The sequence below is a fragment of the Ferrimonas pelagia genome (assembly GCF_039543565.1).
GTDB classification, from domain to species: Bacteria; Pseudomonadota; Gammaproteobacteria; order Enterobacterales; family Shewanellaceae; genus Ferrimonas; species Ferrimonas pelagia.
Genome location: NZ_BAABJZ010000107.1, coordinates 17,386 through 34,326, shown reverse-complemented (window position 1 = coordinate 34,326; position 16,941 = coordinate 17,386). Strand labels below are relative to the sequence as shown.

13 protein-coding genes and 1 pseudogene are annotated in these 16,941 nt (G+C 55.3%); 3 read left to right on the top strand and 11 right to left on the bottom strand.

Annotation, left to right across the window (positions count from 1 at the left end; translation table 11 throughout):
• Positions 1–55: 55 nt before the first annotated feature.
• From ABEA08_RS21365 to ABEA08_RS21350, 4 genes and pseudogenes are all read right to left on the bottom strand, one after another.
• Positions 56–988, bottom strand: a complete 933-nt coding sequence (locus ABEA08_RS21365) for a lipid A deacylase LpxR family protein (RefSeq protein WP_345337484.1) — start codon at positions 986–988, stop codon at positions 56–58.
• Positions 989–1,071: 83 nt separating this feature from the next.
• On the bottom strand, positions 1,072–1,206 hold the full coding sequence (locus ABEA08_RS21360; protein ID WP_345337483.1) for a hypothetical protein: 135 nt from the start codon (positions 1,204–1,206) through the stop codon (positions 1,072–1,074).
• 355 nt (positions 1,207–1,561) lie between these two features.
• Entirely contained in the window at positions 1,562–2,065 is a 504-nt protein-coding gene (locus tag ABEA08_RS21355) for a hypothetical protein (protein WP_345337597.1), read from the bottom strand.
• 195 nt (positions 2,066–2,260) lie between these two features.
• Positions 2,261–2,670, bottom strand: a pseudogene (locus tag ABEA08_RS21350) (FtsZ/tubulin family protein); the annotation flags it as partial.
• A gap of 198 nt (positions 2,671–2,868) precedes the next feature.
• On the opposite strand from ABEA08_RS21350, the gene ABEA08_RS21345 reads away from it, so the two are divergent.
• Positions 2,869–3,924, top strand: coding sequence for a helix-turn-helix transcriptional regulator (locus ABEA08_RS21345; RefSeq protein WP_345337482.1), 1,056 nt, complete (start codon positions 2,869–2,871; stop codon positions 3,922–3,924).
• A 67-nt stretch (positions 3,925–3,991) separates the two neighbouring features.
• On the opposite strand, the gene ABEA08_RS21340 is transcribed toward ABEA08_RS21345, so the two are convergent.
• The 4 genes from ABEA08_RS21340 to ABEA08_RS21325 all read right to left on the bottom strand — a co-directional run bounded on the left by ABEA08_RS21340 (position 3,992) and on the right by ABEA08_RS21325 (position 10,305).
• Positions 3,992–5,554: a BCCT family transporter gene (locus ABEA08_RS21340; RefSeq protein ID WP_345337481.1), complete on the bottom strand. Its 1,563-nt coding sequence runs from the start codon at positions 5,552–5,554 to the stop codon at positions 3,992–3,994.
• A gap of 512 nt (positions 5,555–6,066) precedes the next feature.
• Positions 6,067–8,109: a S9 family peptidase gene (locus ABEA08_RS21335; RefSeq protein ID WP_345337480.1), complete on the bottom strand. Its 2,043-nt coding sequence runs from the start codon at positions 8,107–8,109 to the stop codon at positions 6,067–6,069.
• 310 nt (positions 8,110–8,419) lie between these two features.
• Positions 8,420–8,590, bottom strand: a complete 171-nt coding sequence (locus tag ABEA08_RS21330; protein ID WP_345337478.1) for a hypothetical protein — start codon at positions 8,588–8,590, stop codon at positions 8,420–8,422.
• Positions 8,591–8,793: 203 nt separating this feature from the next.
• Positions 8,794–10,305, bottom strand: a complete 1,512-nt coding sequence (locus ABEA08_RS21325) for a fumarate hydratase (protein WP_345337477.1) — start codon at positions 10,303–10,305, stop codon at positions 8,794–8,796.
• Positions 10,306–10,530: 225 nt separating this feature from the next.
• Here ABEA08_RS21325 and ABEA08_RS21320 point away from each other — a divergent pair, with 225 nt between their 5' ends.
• Positions 10,531–11,376 (top strand): VOC family protein, encoded by an 846-nt coding sequence (locus ABEA08_RS21320; RefSeq protein ID WP_345337476.1) that lies wholly within the window; start codon positions 10,531–10,533, stop codon positions 11,374–11,376.
• Entirely contained in the window at positions 11,373–11,990 is a 618-nt protein-coding gene (locus tag ABEA08_RS21315; RefSeq protein WP_345337475.1) for a hypothetical protein, read from the top strand. The genes ABEA08_RS21320 and ABEA08_RS21315 overlap by 4 nt, the downstream gene beginning before the upstream one ends.
• A 135-nt stretch (positions 11,991–12,125) precedes the next feature.
• Here ABEA08_RS21315 and ABEA08_RS21310 read toward each other — a convergent pair whose 3' ends face one another.
• The 3 genes from ABEA08_RS21310 to ABEA08_RS21300 form a co-directional block, all read right to left on the bottom strand.
• Entirely contained in the window at positions 12,126–12,338 is a 213-nt protein-coding gene (locus ABEA08_RS21310) for an acetyltransferase (RefSeq protein WP_345337473.1), read from the bottom strand.
• 68 nt (positions 12,339–12,406) lie between these two features.
• Positions 12,407–13,816, bottom strand: coding sequence for an efflux transporter outer membrane subunit (locus ABEA08_RS21305; RefSeq protein WP_345337472.1), 1,410 nt, complete (start codon positions 13,814–13,816; stop codon positions 12,407–12,409).
• Positions 13,813–16,938, bottom strand: a complete 3,126-nt coding sequence (locus ABEA08_RS21300; protein ID WP_345337471.1) for an efflux RND transporter permease subunit — start codon at positions 16,936–16,938, stop codon at positions 13,813–13,815. Before ABEA08_RS21300 ends, ABEA08_RS21305 begins: the two co-directional genes overlap by 4 nt.
• Between the last annotated feature and the right edge of the window lie 3 nt (positions 16,939–16,941).

Here is a 16,941-nt window from a genome sequence, read left to right as displayed (position 1 = left end):
TTCGCTAAACCTAACATGCCCACGAAAGCACGAATACCGCCCCGCCAAACCACAATCACTCGAATCGAAAGCCCACACTCAAACGGCCATATTGCGTCCAGGCTTCCGTTGCATTGCAATACTCCCGACTCTCGGTCACCACCATAAAGTGGCCGAAAAAGGCGCCGTAGTGACCGAATAGGCCAATCACATAAGCCGACTGCCAGTGCTCGACGCCAACATCCGGCGCCGTGTCTGGACGCCGTCCCTGTAGCGTGATGTCGTTGAATCGATACCGCCCCTCTATCCCCGCGAACACAGCCCAGCCCCAAGGTCCCGACGGCGGCGCCGACGCCTGTTGCCAGTGACTGCCCTGAACCTGGTCCCCGCCATTCTGGCCCCACATCAAGGTCGAAGCCAATGCCGTCTCACTGCGGTAATTGCCACCATGGATCCGTGCGTGGCCATACCAATGCCAACGCCGTGCCCCTGTGCTCGACCATAGCCGTCGATTTTGCTCCCACTGGAGCTGAAGCAGCAGCGTATTCTCTATCTGATCGTCCCAACCACTGGGGGCGGTCGATCCAAACCACTTATGACTCCGTGTTTGCACCCACTCTGCACCGGAAGCCGGCCCGACAACGCCGATCGATCCCTGCAAACGATTATCGATCTCCGCAGTCGCCATCCCAAGCGTAATGGTCGAGATCAAGGTACCGGCATAAGGTCGCTCTATCGCCTGCTGAGAATCGGGCTTGAGATCCGACGGCGTCCACATCTTTTGTGCCAACTGCCAATGCCAATAGCGGCTGTCCGACTTAAACCATTGCTGCATGTGCTCAGCCTCAAGCCAACTTGGCACGCGCTCGCTGATGTAGTCCACCATCAGGCCATTGGTGTAATCGCCGTCGGTTTGCAATACCACATCATTATCCATGGTCCATTGCCAGCTCCCCGCGCTCGCGTGAGTGCTTATCAACAACAGCATAGCCAGACAACCCGGTCGCATTTTCGTATTCCTTGTGGCGCACCTCTGCCTTGCCTACAGAGTTATCAGAGCCATAGTAAAAGCGCAAAAGGGAATCGTATTCGTCAGATCATATTCAGCAAATTCAGGCGCCCAGCCACCATCGCGCCGTTCCATTCGTCATTGGCCTCACTCAAGCTAGCGCAGTACAGAGCGAGGCCAGGTACCCAATAGGCAGCCAGCAGCCGGTTCTCAGCCACACCGACTCCCCTCGATGCCACCGAAGGGCCAAGCGATGCGTGTCAGATCGAGCGGTGCTCGGATGATTGTCGCTAGAGAGCTCCCGCGGCCTGCGGATCTCCCCCGCCAGCACATACAACAACAGACTCGACCATCTCCTTGACGCGAAGTAACGCTGGCCGTTCAGGTTGCGTTCAGATAAGCTACTGATAAAACAACAATAAGGACATCAAATCATGACACTGATCTCCACCCTATTCACACTGGTTGTTTTATACCATCTGCTCAGTCAAGCCAGCCAACAACTGACTCAAGCATGGCTTTATCGACTCGAGTGTCAGCAGCCCCTTGGCGATACAGCCGGCGAACCAACACCTATCGCTTTTTGCCAAGCTGACGCCGTTCGAACGTAGGGATCTCCATATCCGTCAAGGTCAAGCCGCCATTATGTCGCGGCGGGCGTGTCAGCCCCAGGAACTCGGGTACGTTGATCACCTTATCTGGATCTAACGCGTTAACACCGGCTCCGCAGCCGTTGGCATTCGCACCCTGAGACGCCATCTGCCCTTCGGTCGGGGTTTCCATCCCGGTCGCGAGTACCAAGATCTCAAACCGTGTCGCCAATGCAGGATCGACCGACTGGCCCATCACGATCAACGGCCGGAACTTGACCTGAGATCGTACCAGCTCGCCCAGTTGAGTGAATGCCTGCAACGACACCTTATCCTGAGTCACTAAGTTCACGATCAGACCTTGGGCAGTACTCAAAGTCGTCTGTGCCAATAAGGGATTATTGATCGCCGCTTCCAGCGCCTCGGGCAACTGACTCTCCTCATCACAACGGCCCACGCCAAACACCGCCCGGCCGGGTCGCGCCATGACGCGGCAAAAATCGTTAAAATCCACATTGATATTGCCGGTTTGGGTCAACATCCTGGATAACGCCACCACCACAGAGCGCAAGATCTCATTGCTGGCGTTAAACGCACTGTCCAGATCGATGTCGGCATCCAACGCCTGCGCCAATTGCTCGTTGGGCAGCAGGATCAACGCATCCGCCGCGTCATTCAGCGCCTCCACCCCGGCTTGAGCGTATTCACGGCGGATCTCCCCCTCAAACTCAAACGGCAATGTGGCAACAGCAATACACGGAAGCTGATGCTGACGTGCCATCCTCGCCAACTCTGGACTGGCCCCGTGCCAGTCCCGCCTCCCAACCCCGCCACCAAAAACAAGATGTCGGCCTGCTGCAGCAGCACCTGCAACGCCTCCTCGGATTCAATACACGCGTCTCGTCCCACCTCGGGATCCGATCCCGCACCATAGCCCCGCGTCGTTTGTGGGCCAAGCGCCAGACACTCGCCAGCATGACAGTCCGCCAGTGCAGCGACATCGGTATTCAACGCGACTGTCGTCACCATCTCGGGCAGATCGTCCGGCCCTAGGTAACTGACAGCATTACCGCCACAACCGCCGACGCCCATCACCATGATCCGGCTTTGTGGTCTGATCTGCTCCATCCCTACTCTCCATTAACGAACGGATCGTCAGCATGGGCAGGGGGCGCGACAGAACCTGTCGTGCCCGTCGCCTAAATTAAACTGCAACAAAGCAGCCCATTCAGTGACGGCATCCTCTTCTGCTGCTAAAGTTTTGAAAGAAAACGGGGAAAATAGATTTCTATGAGCAAAATCGTATCAAGGAAGATGGCCATACTGGAGATGTTACCCCCGCATCCGCGCAAGATCAGCACCACAGATCTGCTGCGTAAGCTGATGATCGAAGGGTTTAACACCAGTTTGCGCACGGTACAGCGTGATCTGAAGGATCTCACCGACAGCTATCCCCTGATCTGCGACGATGAAAACCCGGCAGGTTGGAGCGTCGAACCCACCGCCCGGCGCAAACTGCCCGATATGGATGGCGATAATGCCCTCGCTTTTGCCCAGTTAGAGCAGCACCTGCTGACTGCGCTGCCGCCGTCCAGCCGAAAGAAACTCGAGCCCTACTTTCGCCACGCACAACAAACCTTAACTCAACCTCACAATCAGAGCCGGGCGGCCTGGCAGAGCAAGATCCGCTTTGTTCGAAAGACCGTACTGTGTCTGCCCGCACAGGCCAAACCTCTGGTTATGGAGACCCTATACCAAGCACTGTACAACGATACGGTTGTGGAGATCGGGTATCACAAAGCCAATGAATTTCACCGATACGATCGTCGTATCCACCCCTGTGGCGTGGTCTTTAGCGAAACCGAGGCCTTTCTGATCGGCCGCTTTGAGCATCAACAAGAATGCCAGGCGATCCGGCTGCATCATATCGAATCCGCTCGGGATACCCTGATCCCCGCGCAACCGCCCCATGGATTTGATCTGGATGCATGGCTTGCCGCGCACCAACTGCAGCCCAGTCCAACGCCTTCAGAAGCGATCATCTTGCACTTTGAGCCCAAGATCGGCATTGCCCTGCTCGATACAAAATTGACCGAGGAGCAACGGCTCGAATGCCATGACGATCGCGTCGAGCTATACGCCAGTGTCGCCATCAATGAGGATCTGATCCGCTGGATCATGAGCTTCGGCGCCGCGGCCCGGGTGATCCAGCCGCTGTCCCTGCGTCAAACCCTGCTCGAACGACTGCAAGCTGCCGTGCGCAGCTATCAGCAACCCACGGTCGCTCAAGCGCTGCCGACAAGTTCAGCCACACAAGCGCCCACGCTGCGCCGGGTGATCGGTTGATCGACGGTCACCGCGCACAAAAAAGCGCCGCAATGCGGCGCTTAGGACGAGCAAAAGATTCGGGCCGTTACACGCCCTGATCCTTCGCCATCTGTCGAGCGATCGCCGGGGCATTCCACAGTGACGGCAACAACACCAAAGAGACCGGCACCGCCGCAACCACGATAAAGGACTGCAGTGCGCCAACGCCCCCTTCACCAATGGAGATCAGGATCGCAGCCATCAGACCCATGATAATCGCCCAGAACACCCGGACAGCCATATGGGGATGGTCGTTACCAGTCATCACCATCGAGATGGTGTAGGTCATCGAGTCACCGGTGGTCGCCACGAAGATGGTGGTCAAGACCAAAAACAGCACGGAAACCATCCAACCCAGCGGCAACTGTTCGGTGATAGCCAGCAACGCCGCAGGCAGATTCATGCCGGTAAAGGGTTCGGAGATCACCCCGGGCTCAGCCAGCTCAAACGCCACGCCGCTACCACCGACGATGGTGAACCAGAAACAGGTGATCACCGGTGCAACAACGGAGATCAGCAGCACCATCTGACGGATGGTTCGGCCGCGAGAGATCCGAGCAACAAACATCGCCATCAACGGGCCATAGCCTAGGAACCAGCCCCAGAAAAACACGGTCCACCAACTGAGCCACGCCTCATCACCGCGATAGGTGGCCATAGGAATGAACTGGTCAATGTAGGTTCCCATCCCCTGGATATAGCCGTTGACGATAAAGCTGGTTGGACCCAGCAGCAGCATATACAGCATCAAGAAAGCCGCCAGGATGATATTAAATCGGCTCAGCAGCTGGATCCCACGGGTCACCCCACTGATGGCCGAGCCGGTGTAGATCATCACCAAGCCCACCAAAACCACCATCTGTAGGCTAAAGCTGTTGCTCATACCGAACAGCTTTTCTAAACCGAAGCCCATTTGCAGGGCAAGAAACCCGATAGGACCGACCGTTCCAGCCACCACAGCCAGAACACAGCAAGCATCAACGATGGCACCGAACCAGCCGGTCATCACGCGCTGACCAAAGATAGGGTACAGCAAGGTGCGCGGTTTAAGTGGCAAGCCTTTGTCGTAATGAAGATGGGAAAACACGATGGCAGTCAGGCTGCCCAAAATCGCCCACGCCAAAAAGCCCCAATGCATAAAGCTCTGGGACAACGCATTGTAGCCCGCTTCCACCGAACCAGATGGGGCATCATACAAAGGGGGGGGCGAGACAAAGTGAGCCATTGGCTCAGCGGCTGCCCAGAACACCCCACCGCCGGCAAGCAAGGTACACATCACCACCGAAACCCACTTAAACGTGGACATCTCGGGCTGCACGGTGGCGCCGAGGACAACCGCACCAGAACGACTGGAAGCAATGAACAGGCCAATGAAAAACGTCGCTAACAGCAACAGCTGCCAGTAGGCACCGAAATAGGTCGCTGAAAACGCAAAAGCACCATTAACCCAAGTGCTAACAGCGTTTATGTCGTAGAGCGCTGCGACAGCAAACAGCACCAAACATCCACCACTGAGCAACAACACCTGCAGATCGATGTGTTGGTACCAGCGGCTCGCTGGGATCAGTGTTTCTTCGGCGTCCGCAGACGTACCTGTTGTGTGACTCATAGAGTTACTCCGTGACACGGGGATCCAAGGGATCCTACGTGCATCTGTATGGGGGCCATTCATGGCAGAAGAGGTTCAGTTCCAGCCAAAGGGGCAGAACCAAAGAAGAGAGAAACGCGACAGCATTTAGAATTTGCGTTATCCGCGAGTCATGTTGTTAGACCAACACGAAGGGGGGCTTGTTACTGCCTGGGGCAGAATGATTGTTATCAGCGCACAGCCCCTATGGGGGCTGTGACGACACCCTGTCGGGTTACAGGGTGCTAACAACTATGCCATTGCGACGCAAGAAATTGCTCGCGGGATAAACGGTAAGGACGAGCAAGCCGACTCATCCAACATTCAGCTCCTTGTCGATAAACGAAAGGAACAAACAGCATATGCCGCAACTATAGGGCAGCACCTGAGCGAACTCAAGGCAGGTTCGGCGATACGATCACACCAAACACCATAACGTGACCAATGCACACCCCCTTGCTGGATAATTGGACGAAAACAGCGTCGCTCTCACCTTAATGCTGTACTTTCTCAGTCCAGCGTGCCATCCATCCCAGCACATGCTCATACCACTGCTCAAGATTGTCAGGGTTTAAGATCCAATGATTCTCCTCCTCCCAAACAACGAGTTCTGCCGGAATGTTATTGCGTTTGAGCACCGTAAAAGCGGCCAAACCCTGCTCCAATGGCACCCGATAATCTTTGGCACCATGTAACACCAACATCGGCGTTTGCCACTTATCAATGTGGTTAACCGGGTTAAACCGTTCGTACCGGTCTGTTTGCTCCCAATAGGGCCCACCAAACTCATACTCAGGGAACCAAAGCTCTTCGGTGACCATATAGAAGCTGCGCATATCAAACAGACCCGCATGATTAACCAGACACTTGAAACCCTCGTTCCAGTTACCGGCGATCCAATTCATCATGTAACCACCATAGGAGCCGCCCGCAGCGCAAGCGTTACGCACATCCAGCCAGGGTTGTTGTTCACCCACGGCAGCGAGGCCCTTTTGCAGATCCTCCAGCGGCTTTCCGCCCCAATCCTTGGAAATGGAATGGGTAAACGCTTGGCCATATCCGGTCGAGCCATGGAAATCGATCATCACCACACCAAACCCTGCCCCAGCCCATAACTGCGCATTCCAGCGGCCATGCCAACGGTTTCCAAAACTGCCTTGCGGACCGCCGTGCACCAGAAACGCGACCGGATACTGTTTACCCGTCTCATAACCCACAGGTTTGATCCAGTAACCATGCACAGTTTCGTTATTCCACCCCTTGAAACTGAACTGCTCAAACTCACCCAGATCGATCCGGGCCATGTGCTCCGCATTAATCTGCGTCAATTGCCGCGCATTGCGACCATTGTCATCCATCACATACAGATCGGTCGGGTTAGACAAGTCGTTGCGGGTATAAAGGATCTTACCTCCTGCCGTCGCCTGCAACGCATGGCTGCCCTCTTTTACCAGCGAGCGGACATCGCCAAAGCGGGTATCCAGCTCAAAGATCCCGACTTGTCCCAGATCCTGTGCCGTGACGTAAAGCACCTGGCTGCTTGCACCAAACGCAAGATGATGGGGGCTACGATCCCACCCCGGCGCTACCTCTTTCACCTCACTTGTGTGCAGATCCTTCAACATGATCCGGAAACGATCCGCCTCATAACCCGGGATGGTCATGGCCAACCACGCCAGATAACGGCCATCGGCAGAGAACACCGGATGGGCATCCCAAGCAGGATTATCCGCCGTAAGATTCACCGGCTCGCCGCCCGTCACAGGTACCTGCCACAGATCGTAATTGGTCTGCCAAGCTTGATCCGCACCGGGAGCCTTGGCGGTAAACACCACCCGTTTCCCGTCCGCACTGAAGGCCACCTCTTCCATCCCAGAGAAAGGCTTGGGAGGAGCCTCGGTGTCCAATCCCGCGGTCAGATCGACCGGCTCAGATAAACCACCTTGCTCAAAGCGAGCAGCAAACAGATGATTACGCAGCCCGTCGCCCCATGTGTCCCAGTGGCGCACCATCAGCTCGGTGTAGTGCTTTCCTTGCGCCAACCGCGCCTTGGCTTGCTCCGCCATCTGTGCCCCACAAGCCAGATCAACACAGGCAGGATCAATGCGGATCTGCATCACCAGGTGCGCTCCGGTCGGATCAAGTTTGTAATCATCGATCGGGAGTGGCAGATCGGAGATCTGTCGAGCTTCCCCCCCGGATAACGACAAATACCAGAGTTGGCTGGAGCCCGAGCGATCAGACAGAAAGTAGATCCCCGCTCCATCGGCGGAGTAGCTCACACTGTGCTCCGTACCAGAATGATTGGTCAGTTGCTCGAACTGACTGGGATCCGCCGTGCTGATCCGAAACAGATCTGAGCGTCGCCCATCATCAGACACCGCTTTCAGCGCGTAGATCGCCTCTGCGCCGTCGGCGGACAACGCCACAGAGTGCAGGGAATTAAACTGAGTCAAATGTTGAACCTGAAACGGTTCGCTGGCCCAGCCACAGGCCAGAGGTAGCGCCAACGGTAGCGCTGCAATCCATTTTTTCATCGTTATTTTTCCTTTAAAGATAATCGGATAGCGATGCACCGCATCCGTGCACTCAACCGTTTCACACTCTGGCAACCAGTTCAATCGGCCGCGTTAAAATCATCACTCATAGTCTGGAAAGTCACACTTAACAAAACACCGAGAGATGTCACCACCCATGCATAGAACTGTCGCGACAAGGCGGCATGAGTGGAAAAAATCGATAAAAGGATCACACAAACAATGCAACAACGCCGCCAACCTGAGCCACTTTGTCGCACTTACTCGTCTCACCTTGGACCTTTTAGTAATAATTCTTCCTTTTATCTACTTAAAAGTGCCTTCTATCCGACATTTTCTTACGTTGGCTCTGGCCTTTAAATGAGAGCGAGGTAAAGTCTGTCTCTTGATAATCAAGTTCAAAGGTGACGCCTGTGGCCCTCGCCATAATTGCCATCAGCACAATATTGTCTTTGCTCGCAGGCTCGGCTTTTGCGGCCATCACCATGCTCAAAGAACGTGGTCTCGCAGAGATCGTCATCGGCAGTTTAGTAACCATGACCACCGTAGGTGGCTCCACGCTGGCCCTGTTATGGTCAAGCCTGTTGAGCTAAAATAGGCACCCCGCTCAGACCCGCTTTTTCGCCGCCCAAAGCAAAAACGCCCACTTTTCAAAAAAATGGGCGCCCAGATCATCAAGTCATATTAACCGTGTTGAGCGATCTGGCCTCGCCAGTAAGCGGGTCCGGTTTCATGCACATTGTTGCCTTCGGCATCCACTGCCACCGTCACCGGCATATCCTCAACATCAAACTCGTAGATCGCTTCCATGCCCAGATCATCAAACGCCACCACACGAGAGTGTTTGATCGCCTTAGCAACCAAGTAAGCCGCACCACCAACCGCCATCAAATACACCGATTGGTGTTTGGCAATACTATCGACGGTAGCCGGGCCTCGCTCAGCCTTGCCGATCATGCCCATCAAGCCCGTTTCCGCTAGCATCTGCTCGGTAAACTTATCCATTCGGGTGGCCGTGGTTGGCCCTGCCGGCCCGACAACCTCGTCACCAACGGCATCCACTGGACCCACGTAGTAGATAAAGCGCCCGTTAAAATCGACACCCTCTGGCAGTCCCTCACCGGAATCAAGCAGATCTTTAATGCGCTTATGCGCAGCATCCCGTCCGGTTAAGATCTTACCGTTTAACAGCAGAACATCGCCCGCCTGCCAGCTACGCTGCTCTTCAGCGGTGATCGAATTAAGATCAACCCGCTTGACCTTATCCCCCACCTCTTGGGTGACTTCAGGCCAATCAGACAAACTCGGAACCGGCAACTGCGCCGCACCAGTACCATCCAAATGAAAATGAACATGACGCGTCGCCGCGCAGTTGGGGATCATCACCACTGGCTTTGAAGCCGCATGGGTCGGAGCCGACTTGATCTTCACATCCAGCACTGTGGTGATCCCGCCCAGCCCTTGCGCGCCGATCCCCAGATTGTTGGCACGCTCAAAGATCTCCAGCCGCAGTTGCTCTTCGGCGGTTTCGGCGCCTTTCGCTTGCAGCTCATGGATGTCGATATGCTCCATTAAGGACTCTTTCGCCATCACCGCGGCTTTCTCCGCCGTGCCGCCGATCCCGATCCCAAGCATACCGGGTGGACACCAACCGGCGCCCATGGTCGGCAACGTCTTCTCAACCCAATCCGCCACGTTATCGGACGGATTCAGCATCACCATCTTCGACTTATTTTCCGAGCCGCCGCCCTTCGCCGCGATCATCACGTCAACGCCATCGCCTGCAACCATATCGATATGCACCACGGAAGGGGTATTGTCTTTGGTGTTGATCCGCGCACCGGCAGGATCGGCCACGATAGACGCACGCAATGGATTATCGGGATCGGTATAAGCCCGCCGCACACCTTCATCCACCATCTGCTGCACGGTCAAGTCGCTGTCCCACTGCACCTGCATACCGATCTTCACGAAACAGGTCACGATCCCAGTATCCTGGCACAGCGGTCGGTGCCCTTGCGCACTCATGCGCGAATTGATCAGGATCTGCGCCATCGCGTCTTTCGCCGCAGGGTTGAGCTCACGCTCATACGCATTAGCCAATGCCTCGATAAAATCCTTGGGGTGGTAATACGAAATGTATTGCAGTGCATCAGCGACGGAGCTGATGAAGTGCTCTTTTTGAATGACAGCCATTGCTTACTCCAGGGGGCTCCGACCCCCGCTATGCAGGTTAACCGGTTGCTATCCGGTCATTTTCCGGATTCCACATCATACCCCGCCCAACCTCGAACCACCACCGCACGTGAGCACAATCACAACTGACCTATTTATGGCTAACCAATTGATACAAAGCGCTAACTCAGCTCAAAGTTCAACCATGTTACACTGCAGAGAGACAGAGATCCGGAGATCCCGAATATGTTACAAAAGATCAGCCAGATGATGGCGATCATGTTGTTGGCCATCAGTCTGCCCAGCCAGGCCGACTTCCCGCCACTGGCCTATGCAGAAGCTGATCACGCCCAACCAGGCAAAGCCACCTGGCATGATCTGTTCAGCTCCGACCCACAAGCCAGCGCCCGCTTCTACCAAACTGTGTTTGGTTGGCAGATCGCCGCCCTCGACAGCGAGCCGTACTGGCTGTTTTACCACGATAACCAAGCCATTGCTGGGATCGTCATGCGCCAGGAAAACAACAGCGAACGTGTCGGCGCAATGTGGGTTCCACACTTCTCCCGCGCCGATCTCAGCGAGGCCAGTCGGTTACCCCTCGCCAGTCGATGGTTGATGCCACCGCGGAACATGGGGCAACGAGGAGTGCAAGCGATCGCCCAAGATCCAAACGGCGCGGTATTTGGCCTGCTTGCCAGTCAAGCGGGCGATCCCCTCGACTACCAGCCGCAAGCAGGCCACTTTGCCTGGCACATGTTGTTTAGCCCAGATCCCAAACGATCTGGCGAATACTATCGGGATCTGCTCCAAATAGAGCTCAGCGAACAAGCGCCTGAGTGGCTCCTCAGCTCAGAAGGGATTAGCCGCGCCAGCATCTCCGCCAGCGAATCCAATGACCAAGGCGCGCCCGCACTCTGGGTGTCTGCCATCTATGTCACCGAGCCGATGGCAACCGCCCAAACAGCTATAGAAGCCGGAGCAACATGGCTGCTCGAGCCGCAAAATGACCAAGAGATCCTGTTTATGATCGATCCCGTCGGTGCCATCTTTGGCTTGATCGGCCCAACCGACCGCGAGGAGGCCACCCAATGAAACCCATGTTTACCGTCACCAGCGTGGTGCTCGCACTCGCCCTGCTCAGCGGCTGCAGCAACAGCCCACGCACGGCCTACACAACCAGCTACTACTCAAGCTACTATCAGGGCTCCCTCTGGTACGATCCTTGGTACTACCATCGCTGGTATTATCGCCCCATCTACTGGCGCCCCTATCCGCCAATCCGGCCGCCCAAACCGCCGATCAAACCGATGCCGCCTATCGAGCGCCCTCCGGTCCATTTGCCGGTCGCAGGCCAGCCAGGGACGCAGCGCCCTGTGCAATTGCCAGGTCAGCCTACACCGACACTGCCAGCACAGCTGCCCGCCAATCCCGGCAAGCCCACGGCACGACCTGGCTTTATTTCACCGGAGCAGATCCCGTCCGCGCCGACGCAACCCATACAACGGCCGTCGAACCGACCGGTCAACCAACCCGTACAGCAGCCGAACATCCGGCCCAGTGTCGAGCCTCGGCAACGCCGAGACGTCATTCGCACCCGTCCGGCACAACCTGCCACTATGCCGGTGCACCGACCGGCAGTCCGGCCAATGCCGCAGCCACGTCAACGCCCCATTCCAGCCGCGATGCCCAGCCAAAGGCATCGCTAGCGCCGTTGTCAACGCGGCGCCGAACGCGATTAGGGACGCTGCAAGCAGCGTTACCCAACGCTAGCTCAACGCAAGGCCAAAGCAGCAAAACAAAGCCCCGCAGGATCCTGCGGGGCTTTGTTCACTCGCAACCATTTACGCTTTGGTGCGATAATGGCCGTTTAGCCAACATTCCGGTAATCCTTCGCCCGAAGGGAAGGTTAATCCCTTTTTGTCACACATCTCAGGATCGGCCAGATCCTGGCCACACTGAAACTGCACCTTGACCTGATCGACAAACGGATTAAGTAATGAGTTACTGTCGATCACCTCCACCAGATCCCCAGAGCTCTTTTCTCGCAGTAGCATCTCGTATCACTCCTATTCGCACTTCCCTTTCAGTGTAGGAAACATCTGACTTGATGGATAAATCGCCACTAAGGCGAGTATGGACTCAATTCATTGCCGACCCAACCGCCGCCGAGCGCCCGAAACAGCGCCAACAGATTGGCCTGCTGACTCAGATCGAGGGTAATTAAGCCCTGCTGCGCCGTGTAATGGCTGCGTTGTGAATCCAATACCGAGAAGAAGCTGTCCACCCCCTGTCGAAACCGCAGCTCCGAGAGTTCAAAGCTGTCTCCGGTCGCATCCACCAGTTGCTGTTGCGCCTCTCTTTGCAGAGCAAGATAGTGTCGCGCCGACAATGAATCCGCCACTTCCTGAAACGCCAACTGTATTGATTGCTCATATTGCGCCAATGCGATCGCTGCGTCCGCTTTAGCCACCTCGACATTCCCCTTTAACTGACCCCAGTTAAAAATGGGTAAGCTAATACTGGGAGAGAAGTTCCAACTGCGGGCATCTCCATCGAACAGATCGTCCAGATCGGCACTCAATAATCCCGCCGTAGCGGTCAAGCTGATACTAGGAAAATACGCCGCTCGCGCGGCACCAATATTGGCGTTCGCCCCCATCAGATTATGTTCAGCCTGAACAATGTCAGGCCGCTGCGACAGCAGCAGAGACGGCATACCCACGCGCACCGGTGCCAAGACGTCGGACTCACCCGCCTCTGGCATTAATGCATCGTCGATGCTAGTGCCAACCAAGACCGCCAACGCATGTTGATCTGATGCCACCAGATTGGAAAAACTCGCCAAATCAACCCGTGACGTCGCAACAGTCACCTGTGCTTGGGCCACGTCCAGCCCCGACACCACACCATTATCAAAGCTCTGCTGGGTCAACACGAGTGACGCTTCCTGACTGGCTAAGGTCTCTTCTGCCAACGCCAACAAGGCTTTATTGGCCGACAGCGTTAAATAGGTCGACGCGATCTGACTGATCAGCGCGATCTGCGTATTGCGTCGCCCCTGCTCCGTCGCCAAATACGCATTCAGAGCCTGACGCTCAAGACTGCTGATCCGCCCCCAAAAATCGAGCTCATAGCTAAAGATCCCCAGATCAACACTGTATTGACGACTGACGGTCGGTGGCCCGCCGGTAAACGCTTCCGGTAATCGTTGATTAACCGAGCCTGCACTGATATCCACATTGGGAAACCGTTCAGAACGCTGGATCCCAAAGAGCGCCTGAGTTCGGCGCAAATTTTGCACCGCAACCTGCATATCTCGATTGTGCTCTAACCCGAGCTCAATCAGGCGTTGCAGCTTCGGCTCTACAATAAAATTGCGCCAATCTTCAACGCCACTGTTGCCATCCAGTTGTGCTTTGCTGTCTTCTGGCCACATTTCAGCCACCGGCATTTGTGGGCGCTCATAATCCGGAGCCAAATTCATACAACCCGTCAGCATCAGAGCCGAACAAACAATCCATATCAGTTTCATTGACTGCTCTCCTGCTTCGAAGGTTTGCGACCACTGAAGGTCGATATCACGAACAAGAAAAACAGCGGGATAAAGAAAATTCCGATAAAGGTGGCGGTCAATACCCCACCGACCACACCGGTACCCACCGCATTTTGCGCTCCAGAGCCGGCACCACTGGATATGGCCAACGGAAGCACCCCAAAACCAAACGCTAACGAGGTCATCAGGATTGGACGTAAGCGCACCCGCGCCGCATGCAATGTCGCCTCTAGCACGGTCTGGCCGTCGTCATAGTACTGTTTGGCATACTCCACGATCATGATGGCGTTCTTCGACGACAAACCCACGGTAGTTAACAGGCCAACCTGGAAGTACACATCATTCTCCAGTCCACGGATCCCTGTCGCGATCACCGCCCCCATGACGCCTAACGGCACCACCAAGATCACCGAGAAAGGCACGCTCCAACTTTCATACAATGCAGCCAAACAAAGAAATACGATCAAAATCGATAAGGCATACAAGATGGGGGCTTGGTTGCCGGAGATCCGCTCTTCATAAGACAAGCCGGTCCATTCCAACGACACGCCACCAGGCAACTGCTCGACGATCTCCTCCATCGCTGTCATCGCCGCACCAGTGCTAACCCCTGCGCTTGGCTCCCCCTGGATCTGCATCGACGCAATGCCGTTATAGCGTTCCAACCGGGGCGAACCATAATCCCAGTGCGTTGTGCTAAACGCTTTGATGGGCACCATATCGCCACTGCTGTTGCGTACATACCAATCGTTCAGATCGCCAGGAACCATACGAAAGGGTGCATCCGCCTGTACATAGACCTGCTTCACTCGCCCGCGATCGATAAAGTCATTGACGTAGCTAGAGCCAAACGCGGTCGATAACGTGGTATTGATATCCGCAATACTGACCCCGAGTGCCTCCGCTTTAAGGTTATCAATATCAATCACATACTGCGGGGTGTCCTCCAGACCATTGGGCCTTACCCCTTGCAACATTGGATTTTGTGCCGCCATGCCGAGCAACATGTTTCGTGCCTCCGTCAAGGCGGCATGTCCCTGTGCACTGCGATCCTGCAGGTGCATATCAAATCCGGATGCAGTACCAAGCTCAATAATCGCTGGCGGAACAAAGGCAAACGCCATTGCCTCTTTAATGCTGAACATATAATTCTGGATCCGCCCCATCACCGCTTTGACGTGACCATCCGCTGACGTTCGCTCATCCCAAGGCCGCATATCGAAAAACATCATGCCCGCATTCGAGCCCGCTCCAGCGAACGAGAATCCAGCAACGGCAAACACGGAATCGACGTAGTCCATCTCGTTCTCTAGCACATACGTCTCAATTTTCTCCAGTACCTCGACCGTCTGTTCCTGTGTTGCCCCCGCAGGCAGCAGAGTCATGGCCATCATGACGCCCTGATCTTCATCGGGCAGAAACGAACCGGGTAACCGCGTTAGGCCATAGCCGGCGACAGAAACGATCAGCGCGAAAATGATCCCCACCATCCACATTCGTTTGGCGAAGAAAGCCACCGTGTTGACATAGCCTTCAGTGGCACGATGGAACGTTCGATTAAACCAGCCAAAGAAACCGGTCGTTGTACTTTCGGCCGTATGACCTGGCTTCATCAACTGGATGCACAACGTTGGCGTCAATATCAATGCCACCAACACAGACAATGCAACCGCCGTGACAATTGTGATGGCAAACTGGCGATAGATGATCCCCGTGGTGCCACCAAAAAACGCCATGGGAATAAACACCGCCGATAGCACCATACCGATCCCCACGAGCGCCCCGGACAATTGCTGCATCGAGCGAATGGTCGCTTCCCGAGGCGGAAGATTTTCATCTTCCATGACCCGCTCAACCCCCTCCACCACGACAATCGCATCATCCACCAGCAAGCCAATCGCCAACACCATGGCAAACATGGTCAAGGTATTGATGGAGTAACCCAACACCAACAAGACCGCAGCAGTCCCCAGAACCACCACAGGGATCGCTAAGGTGGGGATCAAAGTTGCACGAAAGCTCTGCAAAAACAGGAACATAACCAAAAACACCAGCGCCACGGCTTCAATCAGGGTATGGATAACGTTTTCGACTGAGATCCGAACAAAAGGAGTTGTATCGTAGGGTGTTGCCAAAGCAACCCCCGCCGGGAAGAAGGGTCGTAGCTCATCGAGTTTGGCTTGCACTGCTGTCATCGTATCTAGGGCATTCGCGCCCGTTGCCAGACTGATAGCCAAGCCAGAAGCCGGATAACCGTTATAACGAGAGAGTGCGCTGTAGCTGGTCGCCCCTAATTCAACCCGAGCCACGTCTTTGAGTCGTACCTGAGAGCCGTCCGAATTCACCTTCAGCAGGATCTGTTCGAATTCGTCGGTACTGGTCAACAGAGACTGGGCGGTAATGGTGGCATTGAGTTGCTGTCCCCCGGTTAAGGGGGCAGCGCCTAACTGGCCTGCCGATACCTGCGTATTTTGCGCGGCAATCGCGGTATTAATATCGCCCGGCACCAAACCATAGCCTTCCATTTTATTCGGATCGAGCCAGACCCGCATCGCATATTCAGCCCCAAACAGTTGCACTGAGCCGACGCCATTCACCCGACTGAGCGGATCCTGCAAGTTTGACGCGATGTAATCGGATAGATCGTTAAAATCCATCCCCGCATCTTCAGAGATAAGGGCCAATACCATTAAAAAGCCAGCACTGGCCTTATTGACGGTGACCCCCTGACGCTGAACCGAATCCGGCAACTGCGCGGTCGCAGCCGAGACCTTATTTTGTACCTGGACCTGAGCGATATCGGGATCGGTTCCGGCGAGAAAAGTTAAGGTAATGGTGACGCCACCAAACGCATCAGAAGTGGATGCGATATATAACAGGTTGTCCAGTCCGGTGAGTTGCTGCTCAATGACCTGAGTCACCGTTTCCTCAGCCGTTTTGGCCGAAGCCCCAGGATAAGTCGCTCGCACCTCAATCGAAGGCGGTGCAATATCCGGGTATTGGGCTACGGGTAACTGTATCAATGCTAAAGCGCCGGCAAGCATCAGTAAAATGCCCAGTACCCAAGCGAATACTGGTCTATCAATAAAAAATTGGGCCATGAT

Coding starts and splice junctions, on each gene's coding strand:
- ABEA08_RS21315 (WP_345337475.1), top strand. CDS start 11,373: ATGAAACCCATGTTTACCGTCACCAGCGTGGTGCTCGCACTCGCCCTG.
- ABEA08_RS21330 (WP_345337478.1), bottom strand. CDS start 8,590: ATGGCCGCAAAAGCCGAGCCTGCGAGCAAAGACAATATTGTGCTGATG.
- ABEA08_RS21325 (WP_345337477.1), bottom strand. CDS start 10,305: ATGGCTGTCATTCAAAAAGAGCACTTCATCAGCTCCGTCGCTGATGCA.
- ABEA08_RS21355 (WP_345337597.1), bottom strand. CDS start 2,065: ATGGCGCGACCCGGCCGGGCGGTGTTTGGCGTGGGCCGTTGTGATGAG.
- ABEA08_RS21320 (WP_345337476.1), top strand. CDS start 10,531: ATGTTACAAAAGATCAGCCAGATGATGGCGATCATGTTGTTGGCCATC.
- ABEA08_RS21335 (WP_345337480.1), bottom strand. CDS start 8,109: ATGAAAAAATGGATTGCAGCGCTACCGTTGGCGCTACCTCTGGCCTGT.
- ABEA08_RS21300 (WP_345337471.1), bottom strand. CDS start 16,938: ATGGCCCAATTTTTTATTGATAGACCAGTATTCGCTTGGGTACTGGGC.
- ABEA08_RS21305 (WP_345337472.1), bottom strand. CDS start 13,816: ATGAAACTGATATGGATTGTTTGTTCGGCTCTGATGCTGACGGGTTGT.
- ABEA08_RS21365 (WP_345337484.1), bottom strand. CDS start 988: ATGCGACCGGGTTGTCTGGCTATGCTGTTGTTGATAAGCACTCACGCG.
- ABEA08_RS21345 (WP_345337482.1), top strand. CDS start 2,869: ATGAGCAAAATCGTATCAAGGAAGATGGCCATACTGGAGATGTTACCC.
- ABEA08_RS21310 (WP_345337473.1), bottom strand. CDS start 12,338: ATGCTACTGCGAGAAAAGAGCTCTGGGGATCTGGTGGAGGTGATCGAC.
- ABEA08_RS21340 (WP_345337481.1), bottom strand. CDS start 5,554: ATGAGTCACACAACAGGTACGTCTGCGGACGCCGAAGAAACACTGATC.